Annotated in this window: 20 protein-coding genes; 4 read left to right on the top strand and 16 right to left on the bottom strand. The window is 44.5% G+C overall.

All coding sequences use genetic code 11. The features are described 5' to 3' along the window. Positions 1 to 18: 18 nt before the first annotated feature. The 13 genes from ACXADE_RS09895 to ACXADE_RS09835 form a co-directional block, all read right to left on the bottom strand. Positions 19 to 1,548, bottom strand: a complete 1,530-nt coding sequence (locus tag ACXADE_RS09895; protein ID WP_474980311.1) for an acyl-CoA carboxylase subunit beta — start codon at positions 1,546 to 1,548, stop codon at positions 19 to 21. Between the two features lie 14 nt (positions 1,549 to 1,562). Beyond that, a complete protein-coding gene (locus ACXADE_RS09890; RefSeq protein WP_474980310.1) occupies positions 1,563 to 2,345 on the bottom strand; it encodes an enoyl-CoA hydratase-related protein in 783 nt (260 codons plus the stop codon). 3 nt (positions 2,346 to 2,348) lie between these two features. Then, entirely contained in the window at positions 2,349 to 3,257 is a 909-nt protein-coding gene (locus ACXADE_RS09885) for a hydroxymethylglutaryl-CoA lyase (protein ID WP_474980309.1), read from the bottom strand. Between the two features lie 12 nt (positions 3,258 to 3,269). Then, the gene (locus ACXADE_RS09880) at positions 3,270 to 3,482 is read right to left on the bottom strand and encodes an acetyl-CoA carboxylase biotin carboxyl carrier protein subunit (protein ID WP_474980308.1); all 213 of its coding nucleotides are present in this window, start codon (positions 3,480 to 3,482) and stop codon (positions 3,270 to 3,272) included. Between the two features lie 13 nt (positions 3,483 to 3,495). Beyond that, positions 3,496 to 4,851, bottom strand: a complete 1,356-nt coding sequence (locus ACXADE_RS09875) for an acetyl-CoA carboxylase biotin carboxylase subunit (protein ID WP_474980307.1) — start codon at positions 4,849 to 4,851, stop codon at positions 3,496 to 3,498. Between the two features lie 16 nt (positions 4,852 to 4,867). Continuing rightward, positions 4,868 to 6,508 carry an AMP-binding protein gene (locus ACXADE_RS09870; RefSeq protein WP_474980306.1) on the bottom strand — a complete coding sequence of 547 codons (1,641 nt, stop codon included), beginning with the start codon at positions 6,506 to 6,508 and terminating at the stop codon, positions 4,868 to 4,870. A gap of 22 nt (positions 6,509 to 6,530) precedes the next feature. After that, positions 6,531 to 7,673, bottom strand: a complete 1,143-nt coding sequence (locus ACXADE_RS09865; RefSeq protein WP_474980305.1) for an acyl-CoA dehydrogenase — start codon at positions 7,671 to 7,673, stop codon at positions 6,531 to 6,533. A gap of 65 nt (positions 7,674 to 7,738) precedes the next feature. Next, entirely contained in the window at positions 7,739 to 8,368 is a 630-nt protein-coding gene (locus ACXADE_RS09860) for a TetR/AcrR family transcriptional regulator (RefSeq protein ID WP_474980304.1), read from the bottom strand. 143 nt (positions 8,369 to 8,511) lie between these two features. Further along, a complete protein-coding gene (parC, locus tag ACXADE_RS09855; protein WP_474980303.1) occupies positions 8,512 to 10,968 on the bottom strand; it encodes a DNA topoisomerase IV subunit A in 2,457 nt (818 codons plus the stop codon). Positions 10,969 to 10,983: 15 nt separating this feature from the next. After that, positions 10,984 to 12,939, bottom strand: coding sequence for a DNA topoisomerase IV subunit B (gene parE, locus ACXADE_RS09850; RefSeq protein WP_474980302.1), 1,956 nt, complete (start codon positions 12,937 to 12,939; stop codon positions 10,984 to 10,986). A gap of 446 nt (positions 12,940 to 13,385) precedes the next feature. Then, positions 13,386 to 13,799, bottom strand: a complete 414-nt coding sequence (locus tag ACXADE_RS09845) for a CoA-binding protein (protein WP_474980301.1) — start codon at positions 13,797 to 13,799, stop codon at positions 13,386 to 13,388. A gap of 11 nt (positions 13,800 to 13,810) precedes the next feature. Next, positions 13,811 to 15,337: an ABC transporter permease/substrate-binding protein gene (locus ACXADE_RS09840; RefSeq protein WP_474980300.1), complete on the bottom strand. Its 1,527-nt coding sequence runs from the start codon at positions 15,335 to 15,337 to the stop codon at positions 13,811 to 13,813. Then, positions 15,334 to 16,404 (bottom strand): ABC transporter ATP-binding protein, encoded by a 1,071-nt coding sequence (locus tag ACXADE_RS09835; RefSeq protein ID WP_474980299.1) that lies wholly within the window; start codon positions 16,402 to 16,404, stop codon positions 15,334 to 15,336. The genes ACXADE_RS09840 and ACXADE_RS09835 overlap by 4 nt, the downstream gene beginning before the upstream one ends. Before the next feature lie 260 nt (positions 16,405 to 16,664). On the opposite strand from ACXADE_RS09835, the gene plsY reads away from it, so the two are divergent. The 4 genes from plsY (at position 16,665) to ACXADE_RS09815 (ending at position 18,960) form a co-directional block, all read left to right on the top strand. Further along, positions 16,665 to 17,246 carry a glycerol-3-phosphate 1-O-acyltransferase PlsY gene (gene plsY / locus ACXADE_RS09830; RefSeq protein ID WP_474980298.1) on the top strand — a complete coding sequence of 194 codons (582 nt, stop codon included), beginning with the start codon at positions 16,665 to 16,667 and terminating at the stop codon, positions 17,244 to 17,246. 166 nt (positions 17,247 to 17,412) lie between these two features. After that, complete coding sequence (folE2, locus tag ACXADE_RS09825; RefSeq protein ID WP_474980297.1) at positions 17,413 to 18,345, top strand: GTP cyclohydrolase FolE2; 933 nt, start codon at positions 17,413 to 17,415, stop codon at positions 18,343 to 18,345. A gap of 7 nt (positions 18,346 to 18,352) precedes the next feature. Beyond that, positions 18,353 to 18,607 (top strand): membrane protein insertion efficiency factor YidD, encoded by a 255-nt coding sequence (gene yidD, locus ACXADE_RS09820; RefSeq protein WP_474980296.1) that lies wholly within the window; start codon positions 18,353 to 18,355, stop codon positions 18,605 to 18,607. Between the two features lie 62 nt (positions 18,608 to 18,669). Continuing rightward, complete coding sequence (locus tag ACXADE_RS09815) at positions 18,670 to 18,960, top strand: HesB/YadR/YfhF family protein (protein ID WP_474980295.1); 291 nt, start codon at positions 18,670 to 18,672, stop codon at positions 18,958 to 18,960. 17 nt (positions 18,961 to 18,977) lie between these two features. Here ACXADE_RS09815 and ACXADE_RS09810 read toward each other — a convergent pair whose 3' ends face one another. Genes ACXADE_RS09810 through ACXADE_RS09800 form a run of 3 tightly spaced genes read right to left on the bottom strand, consistent with a single transcriptional unit; the run spans position 18,978 to position 21,975 of the window. Beyond that, on the bottom strand, positions 18,978 to 19,286 hold the full coding sequence (locus ACXADE_RS09810; RefSeq protein WP_474980294.1) for a hypothetical protein: 309 nt from the start codon (positions 19,284 to 19,286) through the stop codon (positions 18,978 to 18,980). Further along, a complete protein-coding gene (locus tag ACXADE_RS09805; RefSeq protein ID WP_474980293.1) occupies positions 19,286 to 19,711 on the bottom strand; it encodes an acyl-CoA thioesterase in 426 nt (141 codons plus the stop codon). Before ACXADE_RS09805 ends, ACXADE_RS09810 begins: the two co-directional genes overlap by 1 nt. After that, entirely contained in the window at positions 19,711 to 21,975 is a 2,265-nt protein-coding gene (locus tag ACXADE_RS09800; RefSeq protein WP_474980292.1) for an AAA family ATPase, read from the bottom strand. Before ACXADE_RS09800 ends, ACXADE_RS09805 begins: the two co-directional genes overlap by 1 nt. Positions 21,976 to 22,060 lie beyond the last annotated feature (85 nt).

Raw genomic sequence — 22,060 nt, 5'->3', positions numbered from 1 at the left:
GTCAGGAACCTTTTTGGTTTACACCGGATAGACGCCATGTTTTCTTTCCGTAAACAGAACATCTTTCGTTTCATATGCATCATAACGTGTAGATAACTCTCCGCGAAGTTTATTCGGCTGAACGATATCATCAATAACCATCTCTGAAGCCAAGCGGTAAATATCGATGTTTTCCTTATATTCTTCATGCTTCTCTTTAATGAAAGCTGCGCGGTCTTCTTCAGGTAAAGCGGCAATCTTATTAGCATAGACCGCATTCACAGCCGCTTCAGGCCCCATGACAGCAATTTGAGCGGTAGGCAGAGCGAGACAAGCATCCGGTTCGAAAGCAGGTCCAGCCATCGCGTACAGGCCGGCTCCATATGCTTTTCGAACGACGACAGATATTTTCGGAACAGTAGCCTCACTCATAGCAGACAGCATTTTAGCCCCGTGCCGGATGATTCCCGCCCTCTCTACTTTAGTGCCGATCATGAACCCTGGAATATCAGCAAGGAAAAGAAGCGGAATGTTAAACGCATCACAGAGCTGGATGAATTTCGCTGCTTTATCCGCTGAATCAGGGAACAGCACGCCTCCTTTGGCACGAGGCTGGTTAGCGATAACCCCAACAGGTCTTCCTTCGATTCTTGAAAGACCCGTAATAAGTTCAGGCGCGAACTTTTTCTTAATTTCACAGAACGAATCGTCATCAATAAGGCGATCAATCAATTGGTACATATCAAAAGGTGCATTCTGGTTTTTCGGAATCAACTCTTCAATCGTCTTATCAAACACCGCAGGTTCCCTCGTATCTGATTTCTTAGGAAGTTCACGATAGGATTGTGGGAAATAGGATAAATACTTTCTGGCATAAGCAATGGCATCACTTTCATCCTTAGCAAGAACATCTCCGCACCCGGATACAGAGCAATGCATGTTTGCTCCACCCATTTCTTCTAACGTCACTTTCTCTCCGATGACCTTTTCCGCCATACGTGGAGAGCCTAAGTACATGGAAGCATTACCATCTACCATGACTACAATATCGCAAAAAGCAGGTATGTAAGCCCCACCTGCTGCTGATGGTCCAAAAAGAAGGCAGATTTGAGGCACACGGCCGGAAAGTTTTATTTGATTGTGGAAAATACGTCCGGCCCCACGCCGGTTTGGAAACATCTCCACTTGATCTGTGATTCTGGCACCAGCTGAATCTACGAGATAAAGCATAGGAATATTGAGCTTTAAGGCTGTTTCCTGAATACGGATGATTTTCTCTACAGTGCGTGCGCCCCATGAGCCAGCTTTCACTGTAGAATCATTGGCCATGATGCACACTTTTTCACCATTGATTTTACCGATTCCTGTGACTACCCCATCCGCCGGCAGAGAACCATCCTGACAGTTGGCGAAAAACGCATCTTCCATGTCGATATCCTCATCAAATAATAGTTGCAGCCGTTCCCGGACGAACATTTTCCCTTTTTCAGCATTTTTGGAGTGGTATTTTTCCGCACCTCCAGCGGCTATCTTTTTCGCTCTTTCTTCTAACGTTTCATTTGTGGGCATTGTTTTTTCCACCTTCATTCTCCTTTGTATTCAGGTTTTCTTTTTTCCTTAAAGGCTTCAAGACCTTCTGTACGATCACGCGTAGGAATCGTCACTTCATAACACGATCTCTCAATCTCAAGACCAGAGGCTAAATCGGTGTCATACCCCTGATTGATGGCTTTCTTCGCCTGTTTCATAGCAATCGGACCATTCCGGGCGATACAGGCGGCGAGGTCTTTCGCTTCTTCTAACAGGAACTGTGGTTCATACATGTATTCTACAAGACCAAGGGCATGAGCACGGTCAGCTTCCACCGGTTTCGCAGAGTAAATCATCGCTTTCGCCTGACCAATTCCAATAAGTCTGGATAAACGCTGGGTCCCCCCTGCACCCGGGATAATCGCAAGCGACGTCTCCGTCAAACCAACCTTTGCCTGGGTACTCATCATCCGTAAATCACAAGCGAGAGCAAGCTCCAATCCTCCCCCGAAGGCTACGCCGTTCAAGACAGCAATGGTTGGTACATGGATCTCTTCGATTGTCCGTACCGCATCTCCGATTTTACGGACCGTCTTGATCACATCTTCGTCACTCATCCCCCGTCGTTCTTTAAGGTCAGCCCCTGCACAAAACGCTTTATTACCAGCACCCGTGACGAGCACCACCCGGATGTCATGACGACGGTTAATTTCGTGCGCTTTTTCCTTAAGTTGATCCAACAAGTCAGAGGACAACGCATTGGCAGCCTCAGACCTGTTTAATTTCAATTGATACACGTGTGGGGAAAGCTCTTCCAATACGACAAGCTCCTCCATGGATTACACCCTTTCTTTATTCAACACCTGCATTTGATGGCTCGGCAGTGTTTTCTGAAGGACGCGCTGGATATAGACCGCAGCCTCCATCATTTTTTTCTCATCAATCCCTGTTTGAATACCCATCTGATGAAGCATGTGGACGAGGTCATCCGTTGCTAAATTCCCTGAAGCTCCCTTCGCATAAGGGCAACCGCCGAGTCCTCCTAGAGCAGCATCGAACGTCGTAATTCCATGCTGCATCGAAACAAGGACATTTGAAAGCGCCATGCCTCTTGTATTGTGGAAATGCATCGCCAATTTATCGAATGGGAGCCACTTTTTCCATTCATGAAGCGTGTGATCGACTTGTTTCGGGTCCGCTACTCCGATTGTGTCTCCGAGTGATAACTCATCAATACCCATCTCCAAGAGACGTTCACTCACCCGGGCCGCTTGATCGATCGCGACATTTCCTTCATAGGGACAGCCGAACACCGTTGATACATAACCTCGGACGCTTTTTCCTTCCAACTTAGCCTCCTGGATGACTTCCTTCAGGACGGGATAGGTTTCCTCTATCGATTTGTTAATGTTCTTTTTGTTATGGGATTCGGAAGCGGACATGAACACAGCCACCTCATCCACATTCGTATCGATTGACGCCTCGAGTCCTTTGCGGTTCGGTACGAGCGCTGCATAAGTGATGCCTTTTTTTCGTGCCATCCGGCCAGCCACTTCTTTTGCATCTTTCAACTGAGGAATCCACTTTGGATGAACGAAGGAACTGAATTCAATATACGAGTAGCCCGCTTCGGAAAGGAGATTGATCCATGCGACCTTGTCATCGGTCGGCACCTCGGCTGTTTCATTTTGCAATCCATCCCGTGGACCTACTTCTTTTATGGTGACTTTTTCAGGCCATTGAAACATAAGAACCTCCCTTTATTCGATGATCGCGATAACGTCTCCCTCATTTACAAAATCGCCTTCATTGACTTTCATCTCTTTAACTGTGCCGCTAGATTCTGCTGGAATCGGTATTTCCATTTTCATAGATTCCAAAATAACGATGTCATCTCCATCATTGATTTGATCGCCTTCGTTTGCTACTAATTTCCATACACTTCCTGCCATGGATGCTTTAATTTCTGTCATCATTGTTTCCTCCTTAGTGGTTCGTCAATGTTGGTAGATAATAGTTTTCTACAAATGTTGTCTTCGTTTCGCCTTCTTTGAATTTGTCATGGGTGATCACTCTTTTGAGCATCGTCAAATTGCATTTAATGCCTTCGATTTCATATTCGTGAAGGGCTTTGGTCAATTTTGCTATCGCATCCTCTCGATCATCCCCATGAATCACAAGTTTAGCGATCATCGGGTCGTAGAAAGGAGTGACTTCTGAATCACCTTCCACGGCTAATTCATGCCGGACACCCGCGCCTTCTGGAAGAACCATTTTCGTCAGCTTCCCAGGGGATGGATAGAACGTATTAGGATCTTCTGCATAAACCCTCACCTCTATGGCGTGGCCCTGAATGAACAAGTCTTCCTGCTTGATCCCGAGAGTTTCCCCGTAGGCAACTTTCAGCTGTTGCTCTACTAAATCGACCCCTGTAATCTGTTCGGTCACCGGGTGTTCTACCTGTAGTCGGGTATTCATTTCAAGAAAATAGAAGTTTTCTTGATCATCCACAAGAAATTCGATCGTACCGGCATTGGAATAGCCGAGTGAAGCCACTGCTTTTAGCGCACTTTCTCCCATCTTTTCTCTCGTCTTTTCAGAAAGGACTGGCGACGGAGCTTCTTCAACGACTTTCTGATGACGCCTTTGTATCGAACATTCCCTTTCAAACAGATGAACGGCATTTCCATGTTTGTCTGCAAGCACTTGGATTTCAATATGACGAGGATGTTCAATCAATTTTTCAATGAACATTTTCCCGTCTCCAAAAAAAGCCTGGGCACGTTTGGAGTTTCCTTCAAACGCTTTTTCAAGCTCGGCATCGTCATAGACGGCCTGCATACCAATTCCACCACCACCTGCCGCTGCTTTCAGCATGACAGGATAGCCAAAAGTTGAGGCAATGGTTTTTGCTTCTTCTGTATTCGCTACAGCATCTTCTGTGCCAGGAATGATCGGAACACCCGCTTCCTTCATTTCCGCTCTTGCTGCAATTTTATCTCCCATTTTCGCTATCACATCTGCATCAGGCCCTATGAAAGTTATCCCTGCCTCTGCCGTTCTCCTTGCGAATTCAGCATTTTCACTAAGCAGTCCATAGCCAGGATGTATGGCTTCTGCTCCTGTATCTAAAGCGACCTGCAAAATCTTATCCATATTCAAATAAGATTCATTGACTCGTGGTTTCCCGATCAAATGACTTTCATCCGCTTTCTTTACGTATGGAGCGTACTGATCCGCTTCAGAATAGACAGCTACTGTCTTGATGTTCAGCTTTTGACAGGTATTAATAATCCGGGAGGCAATCTCACCCCGGTTTGCAATCAGAATTTTTTTAAACATCATGAATCACCTCGGTTTAGGATTTCAAATTCATCATCTCTAGTGCATCTTCACGCAGCCTGAACTTCTGAATCTTTCCACTTGCTGTCATCGGATATTCCTCGGTAAAACGGATATACCGTGGAATTTTATGCTTGGATATTTTACCCTCGCTAAAACCCCTGATATCGCTTTCATTTAATGATTTGCCGTCTTTCGGGATAATCCAAGCCATGATCTCTTCTCCATACTTCTCATCTGGAACTCCAACCACCTGAACATCGAGGACGTCAGGATGCTGGTACAAAAATTCCTCGATTTCCCGGGGATAGACATTTTCACCCCCGCGGATGATCATATCCTTGATCCTGCCCGTAATTTCGATGTATCCGCTTTCATCTATAACCGCAATATCTCCGGTGTGAAGCCACCCGTCTGGATCGATCGCTGTCGAAGTCGCTTCTTCGTTTTTGTAGTACCCTTCCATAACAAGATATCCTCGTGTACAGAGTTCTCCTGGTATACCAGGTTCTACTTCCTCACCGGTAGCAGGTTCGATTATTTTCACTTCCACATTCGGATGTTTCTGTCCCACACTGCTTACTCTCAAGTTGATCGGATCATCTGCTTTAGTCTGGGTAATGACGGGGGATGATTCCGTCTGTCCATAGGCGATAGTGATCTCTTCAGCGCCCATATCCTCAATGACGCTTTTCATCACTTCCATCGGGCATGTGGAGCCAGCCATTATTCCTGTCCGGAGGGTTGTCGGTTTTAACTCTTCATATTCGGGATGATTCAATTCAGCAATAAACATGGTCGGAACCCCATGAAGCGCTGTACAATTTTCCTCTTTAACCGCTTGAAGCACCTTTTTGGGGTCGAACTGCTCAAGAACAACCATAGTCGTCGCTTTGGATACTGCGGCTAGTGTGCCCAGCACGCAACCGAAACAATGGAAGAACGGAACAGGAATACAGAGCCTGTCTTCCTCTGTCAGTTTCATGCAGTTCGCCACCTGATTGCCGTTATTCACGATGTTGTAATGACTGAGCATCACACCTTTTGGAAAACCTGTTGTGCCTGAGGTGTACTGCATGTTTATGACATCACGATGATGAAGAGAGGCTTTTCTTTCCTTCAATTCCTCATCGCTCACCGTCATCGCCATATCCAAAATATCCTGCCATGAATAGCATCCTTTGTGGGATTTTTCGCTCAAGACGACGATGTTTTTCAAAAAAGGCAGACGGTCACTTTGAAGATCGCCTTTTTCCGACATTTCAAGCTCTGGGCATATTTCTTTTAAAATATCGATATAAGACGTGCCTTTGAAATCCTCAGCAAGGATCAAGGTGGAGGCATCGGACTGTTTGAGCAAATACTCAAGTTCCTGAGCACGGTAATTGGTATTAACGGTGACAAGGACACCGCCCATTTTTCCGGAAGCGAATTGTGACTGCAGCCACTCTGGCTTATTGTCAGACCAAATCGCTACATGTTCACCTTTTTCTAAGCCAAGTGCCATAAAAGCTTTGGCTACTTCATCTGTCATGTCATTGAATTCTGCATAGGTCTTTTTAAGTCCTCGCTCTGGATAAACGAAAGCTTCATGGTCCGGATAGGCTTTGGCCTGCTTTTCCAATAGTTCACCAACGGTTTGTTCTAATAGAGACATTCCATCTCCTCCTTCGGGTATTTTAGCAGCCTAATTGACGGGCAATGACTAAACGCTGGATTTCAGAGGTTCCTTCTCCAATTTCCAAAAGCTTCGCATCGCGTAAATAACGTTCGACTTCGTATTCTCTCATGTACCCGTAGCCTCCGTGTATTTGAATCGCCTGGTTCGCGGAGCGGAAGGCAGTTTCCGAGGCGAACAATTTTGCATAAGCTGATTCTTTTGTGAAATTGCGACCTTCATCTTTCAGCCAGGCTGCTTTTAACACCATATTACGCGCCAGTTCTACTTCCATCGCCATGTCGGCCAACTTAAATTGAATCGCCTGGAACTTGGTGATCGGCTGTCCGAACTGCTTCCGTTCTTTTGCATAGGCTAAAGCTTTGTCCAACGATGCTTGAGCAATCCCTACCGCAAGAGCTGCAATGGAAATCCTTCCCCCATCTAACGTGTGAAGAAATTGTTTGAAACCTTTTTTAGGATCGCCAAGTATATTCTCTTTTGGTACTTTCACGTCCTCCAAAATGATTTCAGAGGTATTTGAACCGCGAACACCCATTTTGTCGTAGGGGCTTGTGATCGTCATGCCAGGAGTATCTTTTGGAATGATGAAAGCAGATATAATATTTTTGCCATCCTCGCGCTTTCCTGATACAGCTGTGACTGTGATGGACCTCGCATATTCAGCATTAGTGATCCAGCACTTCTCCCCATTAATGACATAATGGTCCCCTTTTAATTCAGCACGAGTTTTCGTCCCACCCGCATCAGATCCGGCATTCGGCTCTGTCAAACCGAAAGATGCCAATCCTTCTCCTTTAGCAAGCGGTTTCAAATACTCCTGTTTCTGTTCTTCTGTTCCAAAATAATAAATTGGACTCGCACCAAGAGATACGGCAGCCGCATAACTGAGCCCCGTCGATCCACAGACTCGGCCGATTTCTTCCACTGCAAGAGCATATGTGATCGTATCGCCCCCGGAACCTCCGTACTCCTCTGGAAAAGGGATACCCAGCAAGCCAAGTTTGCCCATCTCATCGAAAATATCTTTAGGGAAATCACTGTGTATATCAATGTCCACCGCACGCGGAGCAATGACGTTCTCTGCAAAGTCCCGCACCATTTTCCTTGTCATTTCCTGTTCTTTCGTTAAATCAAAATTCATACGATTCCTCCTTAAAATAAAGACCGACTGGTTGGTCTGTTGATAAAATAAAAATATGAAAGCGTTTACCCGCTTTCGTAAAAAAAAGGAACTTTCAACATATGATGGATATAATCTTCCTTCCTGCCCGGAAGCAGGAAATGCAAAACGAGATCTGTGAAAACCTCAGCGATTTGATCGATCGTATACGTCCCATCCCGCCGGTACCATTTATAAATCCAATTAACCATGCCTAAGACAGCCATGCCTGTAATCTCAAGCGGCAGTTCTTTCCGGAAGTGTCCGGTTTTCTGACCCTCATCAATGACATTGAAGACCATACGCTTAAACTCATCACGTTTTCCTTTAATCTCTTCCTCATACTCAGGTTTCAAATAGAGACTTTCCTGATAAAAGACGGATATATGTGGTTTATAAAGGTCGAAGACTTGGACGAACGACTGGATGATCGCCTGCACTTTGGGAATTGGGGAGGAATGAGTGACATTGGCAGCCTGTGCTTCTTTCAATACATATGTAATAAACGTATCGTGAATGACGAATAAGAGTTCATCTTTCGACTGAAAGTGATGGTAAAAGCCGCCTTTGGATGTATTGGATGCCTGGACGATCTGTTTGACGGTAACCCCATGGAATCCATGTCGATCGAACAGTTCCAGGGAAGTTTGGATAATCTTTTCCTTCAATTCGCTCATACATCATCTCCCATCTGCTGAATATATATTCATTTTATCATATTTTTCTGAAAATACAACGGTCTTATGGAGCACTTCCATGTATAGGAAAAACAGTGGAGCGTAACAGAAAAAAGCCCTCTGTTTTCCAGAGGGCTTGGCCTTTATGTTTGATCCGTATGAGTTTCAAATGGAACTTGATATACGGTTTTGATCCACGCTTCTTCCGCTTGGCCTGTTTCTTCTGTATCCAAAACATAGGAACCATTGCTGTAACGGTCATTGACCTTGAAGTCCATCGGGTTGACGGTGATGTTCTCCTGCTTTTCGGTCATAATCACAACTTGATCGTCTCTGGTCACGAGGTGAACATCAATCAATTGATGAGGGTCCTTTTTCAACTCTCTTAACATGAGCACTCCACGTTTCGCCCGGGACGTTTGTTCAAACTCTTTCAAGCGCATCCGCTTCACAGCCGCCCGGTGAGTCGTAAGAAGAATGGACGGTTCATCTGAAGCGTTGAACACTTGACCGGAAACAACAACATCATCTTCTTTTAAATTGATCGCTTTCACACCTGCTGCTCGTTGACCAACCGTATTTACTTCATCTTCATGATACCAAAGGCCGTAGTTCTTCTTCGTAGCAAGAAATAAATCCGATTGTCCGTTCGTTTTATGGACATCGACGACTTCATCGTCATTCTTTAAATTAATAGCGACGAGCGCTTTCGAATGACGCTGAGCTTGATAGAGCTGAAGCTCACTCTTCTTCACCATGCCGTTCTTCGTGAAAAAGAGCAGGTATTCGTTTGAAGTGAAATCCCTAACCGGGATGGCTTCCACAATGTATTCTCCCTTGTCCACCTGTACGATATTGGAAATGAACTGTCCGAGGTCCTTCCAACGGATATCCGGAAGTTTGTGAACCGGCAGGAATAAATATTTCCCGAGATTCGTAAAGAGCAGAATTGTATCCGTCGTATTGATTTCAAATAGTCCTAGCAGATGGTCACCATCTTTCAGAGCGAAATCTGCTCCATTCGAAGCAGCATATGACCTGAGACTTGTCCGTTTTATATACCCATCTTTCGTAACCGATACGAGCACATCTTCACTGGCAACGGTTACCTCGAGATCCACTTTCAACTCTTCCACTTTTTCTTCAATTTTGGTCATGCGATCATCGTTGTATTGTTTTTTCATGGAACGAAGGTCCGCCTTGATAACCTTCATCATCTCATGTTCGCTCGATAAAAGTTTTTCTAAATATTCGATTTGCTTCTGAAGCTCAGCCGCTTCTTTCTGCAATGCTGTAATATCTGTATTTGTTAAACGATACAACTGAAGGGTGACAATTGCTTCTGCCTGTTCTTCCGTGAAATCGTAGGCGACCATCAGCTGTTTCTTTGCGTCCGCTTTATCTTTGGAACCTCTAATCGTCGCAATAACCTCATCCAAAATGGAAATCGCCTTGATCAGACCTTCCACGATATGCGCCCGTGACTTTGCCTTGTTCAAGTCATATATGGACTGCCGAGTCACAACTTCTTTCTGGTGCTTAATATAAGCATCTAGCATCATTGGAAGACTCATAAGACTTGGCGTCCGTTCATGGATTGCTACCATATTGAAGTTATAAGATATTTGGAGGTCCGTATGCTTATAAAGGTAATTGAGTACACCCTCACTATTCGCATCCTTTTTAAGATCGATCACGACACGCAGTCCCGTCCGGTCGGTCTCATCGCGCACTTCCGCGATCCCTTCCACTTTCTTATCGATCCTGAGTTCATCCATCCGCTTAACCATGCTGGCTTTGTTTACTTCAAAAGGAATCTCATCGATGACGATCTGCTCACGCCCGCCCCGCTGCTCTTCAATCTTGGCACGGCCGCGCAGTACGATCTTTCCTTTCCCGGTTTCATAAGCTTTTTGAATACCGTCGACTCCCTGAATAATGCCTCCTGTCGGAAAATCAGGACCTTTCAACTTGGTCATAAGCTCCGGTACTCCAGCCTGTGGTTTGTCAATTTTCATTATAACGGCGTCAATAACTTCCCCTAGATTATGAGAGGGGATCTCTGTCGCGTATCCTGCCGAGATTCCCGTAGACCCATTGACTAGGAGATTCGGGAACTTCGCTGGCAGTACGGTCGGTTCATCGATTGTATCATCAAAGTTCGGTATAAATTCGACCGTCTGTTTTTCTATATCCCTAAGAAGTTCAGAGGAAATAGCGGAAAGCCTGGCTTCCGTGTAACGCATAGCTGCAGGAGGATCGCCATCGACACTTCCGTTGTTCCCGTGCATTTCGACGAGAGACTTTCTCACTTTCCACGTCTGACTCAATCGCACCATCGCATCATAAACGGAAGTATCCCCGTGGGGGTGATAGTTCCCGATTACAGTACCTACGGTTTTCGCTGACTTCCTGTAGGCTTTATCGTGAGTGTTTTTTTCCTGATGCATTGCATAAAGGATTCGTCTTTGTACAGGCTTAAGCCCGTCCCTGGCATCAGGGAGGGCACGTTCTTGAATGATATATTTACTGTATCTCCCGAAGCGGTCTCCGAGAACTTCTTCTAATGGTAAATCTAAAAACTTCTCTGCCTCTGCCAACAGAAGGTCCCCCTTTTACGTCTGTATTTTATCGTTTTCCAAAATGTTCGCTTCATCTTCAAGACCAAAAGCGACGTGGGATTCAATCCATTTTCGGCGAGGTTCGACTTTATCTCCCATCAACGTAGTCACCCGACGCTCTGCACGGGCGATATCGTCAATCGTTACACGGATCAATGTACGAGATTCAGGGTTCATCGTCGTTTCCCAAAGCTGATCAGCATTCATTTCACCCAAACCTTTGTAACGTTGGATCGAATAACCGTTCTTGAATTCTTTTAAAATCTTCTGCATTCCGTCTTCATCCCATGCGTATTCAACTTTCTCCTTCTTCCCTTTTCCTTTGGATACTTTATATAAAGGAGGAAGAGCGATAAATATTTTTCCTGCTTCCACCAGCGGTCGCATGTAACGGTAAAAGAAGGTAAGTAACAGGACTTGAATATGAGCTCCGTCTGTATCTGCGTCTGTCATGATCACAATTTTGTCATAATTGCAGTCTTCAAGTGTGAAGTCACCGCCGACTCCTGCGCCGATCGTATGAATGATTGTCGATATTTCTTCGTTTTTGAAAATGTCTGCGATTTTGGCTTTTTCTGTGTTGATTACTTTTCCCCGAAGTGGCAGCACAGCCTGGAATTTCCGGTCCCGTCCTTGTTTGGCAGAACCACCTGCTGAATCACCCTCGACGAGATACAACTCATTCTTTTTAGCATTTTTGGATTGGGCCGGAGTTAGTTTCCCGCTTAACAGCGTATCTTTCCGCTTCTTTTTCTTGCCGGAGCGGGCGTCTTCTCTTGCTTTTCTCGCAGCTTCCCTCGCTTCTTTCGCTTTGATCGCTTTTTTGATCAGCATAGAAGCGACATCCGGGTTCTCCTCAAGGAAATAGGATAATTGTTCTGCAACGATCCCGTCGACGGAAGACCTCGCCTCAGATGTACCGAGTTTACTCTTCGTCTGCCCTTCAAACTGAAGGAGTTCTTCAGGGATCCGCACAGAAATCACGGCTGTAAATCCTTCTCTGATATCGTTTCCTTCCAGGTTTTTATCTTTATCCTTCAGAAGCTGCGCTCTTCTTGCATAATCATTGAATACTCTTGTAATGGCGGTTTTCGCACCAGATTCGTGCGTGCCCCCGTCTTTCGTTCGGACATTGTTAACAAAAGAAAGAATGTTCTCTGCAAAACCGTCATTGAACTGAAACGCGAAATCAGCTTCAATTCCACTGTGGGTTCCTTCAAAGGAAACGACAGAATGCAGGGCGTCTTTCTCCTCATTTAAATAATTCACAAAAGAAACGAGGCCATCATCATACTGATATTCTTCTTTGATGGTTTCTTTTCGCTCATCAACCAAGATGATCCGGAAGCCTTTCAGTAGAAAGGCAGCTTCTCTTAACCGTTCGGATAATGTTTCAAAGTTGAACTTAGTGATAGAAAATATAGAAGCATCCGGCTTGAACCGGATGGTGGTTCCTGTTTTACGGGTAGACCCTTTGTTCTCAAGGGAAGTAACAGGGATTCCTCCATTTTCAAACCTTTGGTAAAACTTCTCTCCATCCCGGCAGATATGAACCTCCAACCACTCAGACAGAGCATTGACGACAGAGGCGCCGACCCCGTGTAGGCCACCTGAGGATTTATAACCGCCTTGTCCGAACTTCCCTCCAGCGTGAAGGACCGTCAAGATTACTTCAGGCGTAGGCTTTCCTGTTTTATGCATACCCGTCGGCATCCCGCGGGCTTCGTCCTGTACCGATACACTACCATCTTTATGGAGCGTGACAGTCATTTTTTCGCCGAATCCAGATAACGCTTCATCGATTGCGTTATCTACAATCTCGTGAACGAGATGGTGCAGGCCTCTGTGATCCGTGGATCCGATATACATCCCCGGTCGCTTCCGTACGGCCTCCAATCCCTCCAGTACTTGAATAGAATCATCTGAATACGTTTGATTTTGACTCGACAATTTACCATCGGCTCCTTTCTCTAACAACGTTGCTACATCAATAATAGAACAAACGTTCGATTATGTAAACGATAAGTGCGATCATCGACAGTCAGGCACTTCGGCCATAAGTCAATCAATGGTGTGGATGTTATTCCACTCCATTGATTGGCTTATGTACAAAAATCATGAAGTCTCCTTTATCATCGACCCACACGTTCTGTTTTCGCTTACATTACATTCTTTCTTAAACGACCGATCTGTTAAACCCTTCCACCTGTATTTTAGCAATTATCTTTTTAACAAGGCGAGTCTCCAAGGTGTTGAATGCCTTTAACACTGATCCTAACAAAAATGCCGCTTGTTATATTGTAGCGATTTTATAAGGTTTCGCAAACATAATTCTTCCAAAAAACATGAAAAAACCCCTGGAAGACAGGGATTTTTTCAAAATAAAACCGATTCAATTAACGATAAATGGCCTGAGCGACTTTGATGCAGGAGTCCATGATGACAAGCTTATCATCATCTTTCAGCACTCGGTAAGCCTCTTCTGAATAGACCCCTTGTTGAGCCCAAAAAGCTTTGGCATCAATTTTTTTGGAAGCTTCAGCAATTTCCGGCAAAAATTCTGAACGCCTGAAAACATTGATGATATCGACAGGTTCCTGAATTTCTTCCAGACTTGACACCGCATTTTCGCCTAACGACTCGGTTATTTGCGGATTGACGGGAATGATTTTGTAACCAGCCTTCTGCATCGCTTTACTTACCTGGTATGAGGTACGATGCGGTTTATCTGAAAGACCGACGACTGCAATCGTTTTTGATTGTGCAAGCAAATCTCGGATCTCTTCATTGGATGGGTTTTGAAAACGCATGTGATAGCCTCCTATTCCTCGATTAGTCCTTCTTCAATTAAATATTCTCGAGCCACTTCTTCTGGTGAGCGATCTTCATAATCCACCTGGTAATTCATTTCCCTCATTTTATCTCCTGTAATCTTTCCTCCCAATTTATTAAGAGGTTCTTCAATTTCAGGGTATTCGTCCAAAGTTTCCTGTCTCATTAATGGTGCACCCTGATAAGGAGGAAATAAGTTTTCAGGGTCATCCAGTACTTTCAGGTTTAAGTCGACCATATAACCTTCTGTGGCGTAGGCATCAATAATGTCAACTTCTCCTTTTTCAATGGCGGGTTGTCTCAAACCAGGGTCCATCGTGCGGACTTCACCAAGATCAAGACCATACACCTGCTTCATCCCCTGGTACCCATCCTGCCGGTCATTGAACTCGAGCGTGAATCCAGCGGTGATTTGATCTTCCACTGTCTTCAAATCTCCAATCGTTTCTAAATCGTATTGCTCGGCCAATTCCTGAGTTGTCGCCACAGCGTAGGTATTATTGAACTGCATCGGTTGTAAAAAGGCCATATCGTAAGATTCAGACATTCCTTCTCTGGCCTGTTCATATACTTCTCCAGGCTCATTGCTTTCTGCGTCCTCTCCTAAATGAGTAACAATGGCCGTCCCTGTGAATTCCGGATAAATATCAATACTGCCTTCCTCAAGAGCGCTGAATACAAGATCTGTTTTCCCTAAGTTGGCTTCAAGTCCGACGCTTAAATCTGTCTCCTCTTCAATAAGGATCTTATACATATTGATAAGAATCGCAGGCTCAGAACCCAGTTTTGCGCCTAAGGTCAGATCATTTTTCACTTTTCCCCCGAATGCAAGAGGGCCAACAGCAATCAAGGCTGCAATCACTAACAGACTGACGAGTGAACGGAAACCAGATTTTGCTGATGTCCTCTCGAACATTCGTAGAATAAGGTCAAGGATGATGGCTAGTAAAGCTGCAGGGATAGCTCCGAGTAAAATCAAATTTGCCTCTCCACCACGGTCAAGTCCAAGTAGTATTAAATCTCCCAGTCCTCCAGCACCGATAAGGGCTGCAATAGTAGTTGTACCCACAATCAAAACCATAGAAGTCCGGATGCCGGCCATGATAACAGGCATCGCAATCGGCAGCTCGATTTTAGCTAGGCGTCTGAAGGACTTCATCCCCATTCCAGTGGCTGCTTCCTTCAAAGCAGGATCAACTTCTTTGATGCCAGTATAGGTGTTCCTCAGGATCGGAAGTAGACCATATAAAGCAAGGGCGATAATGGCCGGCGTCTGACCGATTCCGAAGAACGGGATGAGAAAGGCAAGGACAGCCAGGCTTGGTATCGTCTGAAGGACCGCTGTTACACCTATGATCGGTTCAGCGATTTTCTCCTTCCTTGTCAGCCAGAGGCCGAGCGGAACAGAAATCAAAGTAGCGATGACCAAGGCAATGATGGAGATTTGCAGGTGTTCCCAAATTTTTTCCAGTAAAATACCTTGTCGCTGATTGAATACATTGATAAACTCACTCATTGATCAGCCACCTCCACTTCTTTCTCACGTGACTGATCTTTCAAATAGAGAACGATGTCCCGATAGGTTAACGTACCGATCAACCGGTCTCCTTTAACAACAGGTAAAATGGAAGGATGACCTTCTTCGAAAACTTGTACTGCTTCTTTTAGAATCATGTCATTGGCCAAAGGCGGGGCCTGGATCTGCTTTCCATCATCGATCATGCCGCGATATGTTCCATCCTCATCTTTCAATGCGAATGGTCCATCCATTACCATACGCCCTTCTTTGTACTCTTTTTCGGTCATTACCCGCTTTTCAGAGTGGTTCATAATCACATCCACAGCCGTCTCCCACGGTGTTTTTCTGCTTCCTATAAAGTTTTTTACGAAATCATCAGCAGGGTTCAAAATCAAATTCTGCGGGGTGTCAAGCTGAACGATTTCCCCTGCTTTCATAAGGCAGACACGATCCCCGAGCGCAAGGGCTTCATCCATATCATGCGTGACGAAGACAATCGTCTTTTTTATCTCTTTTTGTAATTGACGGATATCTTTCTGAAGCTGTTCCCTGCTGATTGGGTCAAGTGCACTGAATGGCTCGTCCATCAAAATGATATCAGGATCAGCTGCAAGAGCTCTGAGGACGCCCACCCGTTGCTGCTGACCACCGGAAAGTTCTGCCGGTTTCCTTTTGCGATGCTTTTCTGGATCCAAGCCGACCATGTTCATCAACTCATCGATGCGGGCAGACATATCTTTTTTCTTCCATTTCTTCATCTCTGGAACAACTGAAATGTTCTCTTCTACAGTCATGTGAGGGAAAAGAGCAATTTCCTGGAGGACGTATCCGATATTCCAGCGCAGTTCATGAATGTTATATTCTCTGATATCTTTATTATGTATAGTGATCGTTCCTTCTGTTGGTTGGATCAATCGGTTGACCATCTTCATTGTCGTTGTTTTTCCACAGCCACTTGGTCCAATCAGAGCAAGAAGCTCTCCTTCTTGTACCACCAGATTGATATTTTTCAACGCTGTTGTCCCATCTGGATATGTTTTCGTTACATCATTGAACGTGATCATCGTTTTCCCCCTAATCAAAAATTAAAGCCTTCTATCTATTCCACATTTCCACAATTCAAAACATATTGCAATATTTCTGCTTTTTTATTCATACCCTTTCAGACCGCTCTGATACCATGATATCCAGCTATTTGTTCCTGAAAATACCTTGATACCTGGTACTAAATTGATATAATAGAAGAGCTGCCTTAAGAAAATACAGTTCTTTAACTATGAAACGCATGATAAAATAGTAGAAAGCAGAGAAGGAGTTGAACGATTTGGAATATGTAATTTATATCCTCATTGCCTATCTCCTCGGGTCTATTCCTTCAGGATTAATTGTAGGTAAAATTGGTTATGATACGGACATACGTGAACACGGAAGTGGAAACCTCGGAGGGACCAACACATTCAGGGTATTGGGAATCAAAGCCGGGCTGATCGTAACCACCGCTGATATATTGAAAGGGACGCTTGCAGCAGCTCTTCCTTATTTCATGGGAGCGGAGGTCATCCCTCTTATTGTTGGTATTTTCGCTGTGGTCGGACATATGTACCCCATATTTGCAGGCTTTAAGGGTGGAAAAGCTGTCGCCACGTCAGGAGGAGTCATCCTTGGTGTGAATCCGATCATTTTTGCCGTTTTATTACTATCCTTTTTCATCGTCCTGTATGTCAGCAAATATGTTTCCTTATCTTCTATGATAAGTGGACTTATCGGGATCATAGCAACGGTAGTCGTCAAGGACTTTGGGCTGACGATTATCATTTCGCTGTTTACCCTCTTCGTTATTTATAGACATCGCTCCAACATAAAAAGGATTGCAAATAAGACAGAGCCGAAGATCACATGGATGTAAACACACTCTACCGTCGCAATGATTGCAGAGATAGTCTATCCGAAATAGGATAGGCTTTCTTTTATGGTGTACTCTATAAATACAATCCTCAAGCAATCCATTGTATATTCAGAAATACATATTGTATACTTTGACATAGAAAGAAGGCCTGAAAGGAGTCTTTGTTATGAATAAGACTGAATTGAACCAAAACAAACAGCTACCATCAAAAAAAGAACGTCATAAATTATTCGGTTCTGTGGAGCCGGGACCACGCACCAAGCCGTCTGAAAAAGACCAGATGGCGGATCTGCAAAATTCGAAAAAGGATTTCCTATTTAATATTGATATGGTTGGCATATCGCGTGTTAAACACCCGATCACCATCCCAAGTTCCATGACACCAGAAATTCAGACGACCATTGGTTCCTTTTCGTTTGGATCCTCGATTGCTCAAGGAAGCAAAGGCACAAATATGAGCCGCTTCACCGAACAACTCGACAAATACCATAACGAAGGATTTGCCATTGATATAGCGACACTAAAACAGTTCACAGAAGAACTTGCCGGTCGACTCAAGCAGTCAGATGCCGAAGTAGAAGTTACTTTTCCATGGTTCTTTGAAAGAAAAGGTCCGTATTCTGGTTTGCGGGGTATGAATCATGCAGATGCGACCATTCGTGTGGAATACGATCAGGACACAGGTCATGATGTAACCGTCACCCTTACTGGAAAAATAACGACACTTTGCCCTTGTTCGAAGGAGATCAGTGAATATAGCGCTCATAATCAACGCGGAAACGTGACGATGAGCGTTAAATTGACAGATGATTTCAATGAACAGGACACCGATTGGAAAGCCGCATTGTTAGAAGCGGCTGAAAGCAATGCCAGTGCCCGCATCCACCCTGTGTTAAAGCGCCCGGATGAAAAAATGGTCACCGAACAGGCTTACGAAAACCCACGGTTTGTTGAAGACATCGTTCGTCTTGTAGCTGCGGATCTTTACGAATATTCCTTCGTTGAATCTTTTACCGTCAATTGCCGAAACGAAGAATCCATCCACCTTCATGATGCCGTCGCGACCCTCAGTTACGATAAAAAGCAAGAAGCAGAGTAATGGGCTCATGAAACACATCATGATTGCTCTGATCCAATTTTATCGAAAAGGCATCAGCCCTTTTTTCCCTCCATCCTGCCGGTTCCAGCCCACTTGTTCTGCCTATGGATTGGAGGCCTTTCGAAGATTTGGTTTTTTCAAGGGCAGTTATCTGACCGTGAAACGCATTCTCAAATGCCACCCTTTTCATCCAGGAGGGTTCGATCCTGTGCCCGTGAAGCAATCGAAGCATAAATCTGAAGATGTTAATCATGAGAAATAGGTTTATGGATCGTCTTCAGAGGAAACAGACTAACAGACGCACCCCTTACAGGAGTTGATCGAATGAACTTGAAAGTAACGGAAGAAGCCGCACAATGGTACGAAGAAGAACTTGATATTAAAGAAAACGCCGATTTAAGATTCTATGTCCGGTACGGTGGCGTTGGAGGCCTTCAGCCTGGTTTCTCTCTTGCCATTAAGTTGGAAGTACCTGCTGAACCAATCGCTGAAACCAAAACCGGAAACATCCGCTTTTTTATTGAATCGGATGATGAATGGTATTTTGATGATCATTCTCTTGAAGTATCCTTAGATCCAAAATGGCAGGAGCCATCATTTGAATATAAAAAATAAGACGCCGCGAAGGCGTCTTATTTTTTATGCAGTTGGAAGCGGTCGATATGTTCCCAATATCCTTCTTCCTGTAAAATACGCAATTGGCGATCACCAAATAAATCAAAATGAGGAAATCGGGGGTCCTGATGGATCCATTCTGGAGATAGACCATACTGGGCTCCCCATTTTTTTAATTTTTGAAGATCAGAACAACCGACTTTAGTAACGGTATCACACCCAGGAAATCGATCATCCAGCCAAAAATGGGTCAGAAAGGCAATGTCGCCCCGCTGGACGCTCGCTTTCCATTTTTTTAATTCATCTTTCTTCACACCAAATGCCATTATCTTTCCTTCTCCATTGCAGCAAGATACGCTTCATGCCATTCTGGAAAGCTTCTACGGATGGAAACAGGTTTGAAGGTGTCTTTCTTTACAATGACGTGTTCCGTAACGCCAGTAACTGCTGATTCACCATTTGCGAAGGCAACTTCATAACCGTAGGAAACACGGAGTCCATTATAATTCTCCACCCACGTCCGGACTTGAACGTCATCCCCGTACCTTACAGGTTTCTTGAAACTCACCTTGGCATCAATGACTGGAGATACTACGCCTTGTTTTTCAATTTCTGAATACATAAAACCGAGGTCTTCTATAAATGCGGTCCGTCCGATTTCAAACCAAACGAGATAATTAGCATGATAAACGACCCCCATCATATCTGTTTCCTGATACCTCACCTGAATCGGTGTTTCTACCACTTTCATCATGATGACTCCCTTCGTACTGTATGCCACGCTTTTTCCAGATCAACGAGTTCCAGTTCGTTCATATCCTCCCACTCGTCTTCCAAAATTCGAATGGCCTGGAATTGTATCGCTTCGTTCACTAGATTATTAATAAAGCGCCCATTTCCCCGAACGTTGTGATCGGTATATTTCTCTAAAAGAAAGGACTCTGCCCATTCATTGAAATGGTACCCGTACATACCTGCTTGATAATGGGTCATCGCAATCAATTCTTCCTCCGTATAATCCGGAAAATGAAAATACTTCTTAAACCTCGAAGATAGTCCCGGGTTACTCTCTACCAACTGCTCCATCTCATGTTGATAACCAGCTAGTACAACGACAAGGTTCTCATTGTGTTTCGTCATTTCATCCACGAGGGTTTCAATGGCTTCTTTTCCAAAATCATCACGGCCGCCATTATAGAGGGAGTATGCTTCGTCGATGAACAGAACTCCGCCCAGGGCTTCACGAATTTTCCTCTTGGTTTTGATAGCCGTCTGGCCTACATAGCCTGCAACAAGATCACTTCGTGACACCACGACGGTATGCCCGCGTTTTAATAATCCACATTCTTTCAAGACATCGGCATAAATTTCAGCTACCGTAGTTTTTCCTGTACCGGGATTACCTGAGAAAACCGAATGCAGCTGGATTGGAACAAGAGGGAACCCTTTTTCTTTTCGTTTCTGCTGAGCCTGAACAAATGACGATAACTTTTTCACTTCTTCTTTAACATTGGATAAACCAATAAGCTCCTCCAGCCGATCCATAGGAGACCGCTCCTCCTTGTCTGTTTCCCGGTCCCAAGCCAGGTCTTCTACAGCTATCCGCATATGATCGAGCCAATGGTGTTTATCCTGTTCTGCTTCTTTCGCCCCTTTTTGAAATACAGTTTTTAAGACGAGATTTTTTACCGTCCGGGCGTTACCGAAGGAATCATCAACACGCTCGCGGTCGATGAGGGTGGAAAATTCATTCAGTGCAGACTCGGTAAAAAAGAAGTCGTTATCAATAGCTGTTTGTTCAGCGATCGTCAATAGCTCTTCCATGTAGTAATCAGGAAGTTCAATATGATTCTGTTCTGGAAAACGGCTGCGGAGGCCGGGGTTTGACCATAGGAACTGTCTCATCTCTTCAGGATATCCAGCCAGGATAACGGCAAATTTCCCGCCATATTCTTTACTCGTCATGGCAGAAACAAGGGTATCAATAACAGCCTGACCATAATCATTGCCTGTCTGGCCCTCTCGCTTCAAGCTGTAGGCTTCATCGATAAACAATACCCCTCCGATGGCCTGCTTCACATAATTCATCGTATTCTCTTCACTTTGTCCAAGATACGAGCCTACCAGGTGCGACCGGTTCACTTCCACAACTTCCTTCGTATCCAGAATACCGAGTTCATGGTAAATGTTCGCCAATAACCTCGCAATCGTTGTCTTGCCTGTTCCTGGATTACCAGTAATAATCATATGTAATCCCGGTTCATCCACCATTGAAAAGCCATAGTTCTTTCTTTGCTGCTGATACCTCAAGAAATGGTAATACCGGCGGATATACGTTTTCACATCATGCAGGCCGACCATTTGATCGAATGCTTCCAATGGATTATGAAACGATTGATCTGTCAAGAAGCCTGGCAAACGCTTGTGTATTTCGTCCTGATTATCGGAAAGACGTCTTGTCCTTTCATTGATCTCTTTAACAGGAATCCGTATCCGTCTGTTTTCAATGGAATTGATGGCGTCTTCCAGCATCTCTTCCAAATCAGTCAATTCAGAGAAAACATCCTGATACAACGTCAACCTGCTTGATGCATCAATGATTGTCTTTTCAGCAAGGTCATGATCCCATTCTTTTTTCAATTCACAAACATCAGAATAAATGGCCTTCGCTTTTTTTGCTTTCGCAGAATCGTGATCTGTTTCATGAAGAATCCATTGATCCAGTGGAGTGTTTTTTAACAGCGTGTATGCCTGCATCAATTGCTGCGACTCATATAACTCGGTAACAAGTGGATGTGACGGAAAAAGAACACGCGCCTCATCTATGAATTGTTCTGCCAGAGGGTCGTCACCAGGGTGTCTTTTGATACGGTGATAGGCGAGCGTGACGTATAGCAGAGCTTTTATCTCTTTATCCTGCACTTCGTCCGTCTGATTCATATATCTTAAGGCCTCTACTTCTGAAATAGGAGGCTGCTGGTCTAAACTGTTCCATTGCTTTAATTCGGCTAACATCTACATCACTTCCTTTTCTTTCACCGTCTTCCATTTTATCATAGTCATGTTTTGATGTAGATGAAGACGCCTGAATAGAAAAAGG

The organism is Halobacillus sp. ABR2_026, assembly GCF_056158545.1.
Note: the sequence above shows the minus strand (reverse complement) of the source record. Positions and strands in the feature narration are given on the sequence as shown.

What these genes read in the sequence shown, in the direction of transcription:
- ACXADE_RS09895 (WP_474980311.1), bottom strand. Translation starts at nt 1,548, where the DNA reads ATGCCCACAAATGAAACGTTAGAAGAAAGAGCGAAAAAGATAGCCGCT.
- ACXADE_RS09890 (WP_474980310.1), bottom strand. Translation starts at nt 2,345, where the DNA reads ATGGAGGAGCTTGTCGTATTGGAAGAGCTTTCCCCACACGTGTATCAA.
- ACXADE_RS09885 (WP_474980309.1), bottom strand. Translation starts at nt 3,257, where the DNA reads ATGTTTCAATGGCCTGAAAAAGTCACCATAAAAGAAGTAGGTCCACGG.
- ACXADE_RS09880 (WP_474980308.1), bottom strand. Translation starts at nt 3,482, where the DNA reads ATGACAGAAATTAAAGCATCCATGGCAGGAAGTGTATGGAAATTAGTA.
- ACXADE_RS09875 (WP_474980307.1), bottom strand. Translation starts at nt 4,851, where the DNA reads ATGTTTAAAAAAATTCTGATTGCAAACCGGGGTGAGATTGCCTCCCGG.
- ACXADE_RS09870 (WP_474980306.1), bottom strand. Translation starts at nt 6,508, where the DNA reads ATGTCTCTATTAGAACAAACCGTTGGTGAACTATTGGAAAAGCAGGCC.
- ACXADE_RS09865 (WP_474980305.1), bottom strand. Translation starts at nt 7,673, where the DNA reads ATGAATTTTGATTTAACGAAAGAACAGGAAATGACAAGGAAAATGGTG.
- ACXADE_RS09860 (WP_474980304.1), bottom strand. Translation starts at nt 8,368, where the DNA reads ATGAGCGAATTGAAGGAAAAGATTATCCAAACTTCCCTGGAACTGTTC.
- ACXADE_RS09845 (WP_474980301.1), bottom strand. Translation starts at nt 13,799, where the DNA reads ATGCGTTTTCAAAACCCATCCAATGAAGAGATCCGAGATTTGCTTGCA.
- ACXADE_RS09840 (WP_474980300.1), bottom strand. Translation starts at nt 15,337, where the DNA reads ATGAGTGAGTTTATCAATGTATTCAATCAGCGACAAGGTATTTTACTG.
- ACXADE_RS09835 (WP_474980299.1), bottom strand. Translation starts at nt 16,404, where the DNA reads ATGATCACGTTCAATGATGTAACGAAAACATATCCAGATGGGACAACA.
- folE2 (WP_474980297.1), top strand. Translation starts at nt 17,413, where the DNA reads ATGAATAAGACTGAATTGAACCAAAACAAACAGCTACCATCAAAAAAA.
- yidD (WP_474980296.1), top strand. Translation starts at nt 18,353, where the DNA reads ATGAAACACATCATGATTGCTCTGATCCAATTTTATCGAAAAGGCATC.
- ACXADE_RS09815 (WP_474980295.1), top strand. Translation starts at nt 18,670, where the DNA reads ATGAACTTGAAAGTAACGGAAGAAGCCGCACAATGGTACGAAGAAGAA.
- ACXADE_RS09810 (WP_474980294.1), bottom strand. Translation starts at nt 19,286, where the DNA reads ATGGCATTTGGTGTGAAGAAAGATGAATTAAAAAAATGGAAAGCGAGC.
- ACXADE_RS09805 (WP_474980293.1), bottom strand. Translation starts at nt 19,711, where the DNA reads ATGAAAGTGGTAGAAACACCGATTCAGGTGAGGTATCAGGAAACAGAT.
- ACXADE_RS09800 (WP_474980292.1), bottom strand. Translation starts at nt 21,975, where the DNA reads ATGTTAGCCGAATTAAAGCAATGGAACAGTTTAGACCAGCAGCCTCCT.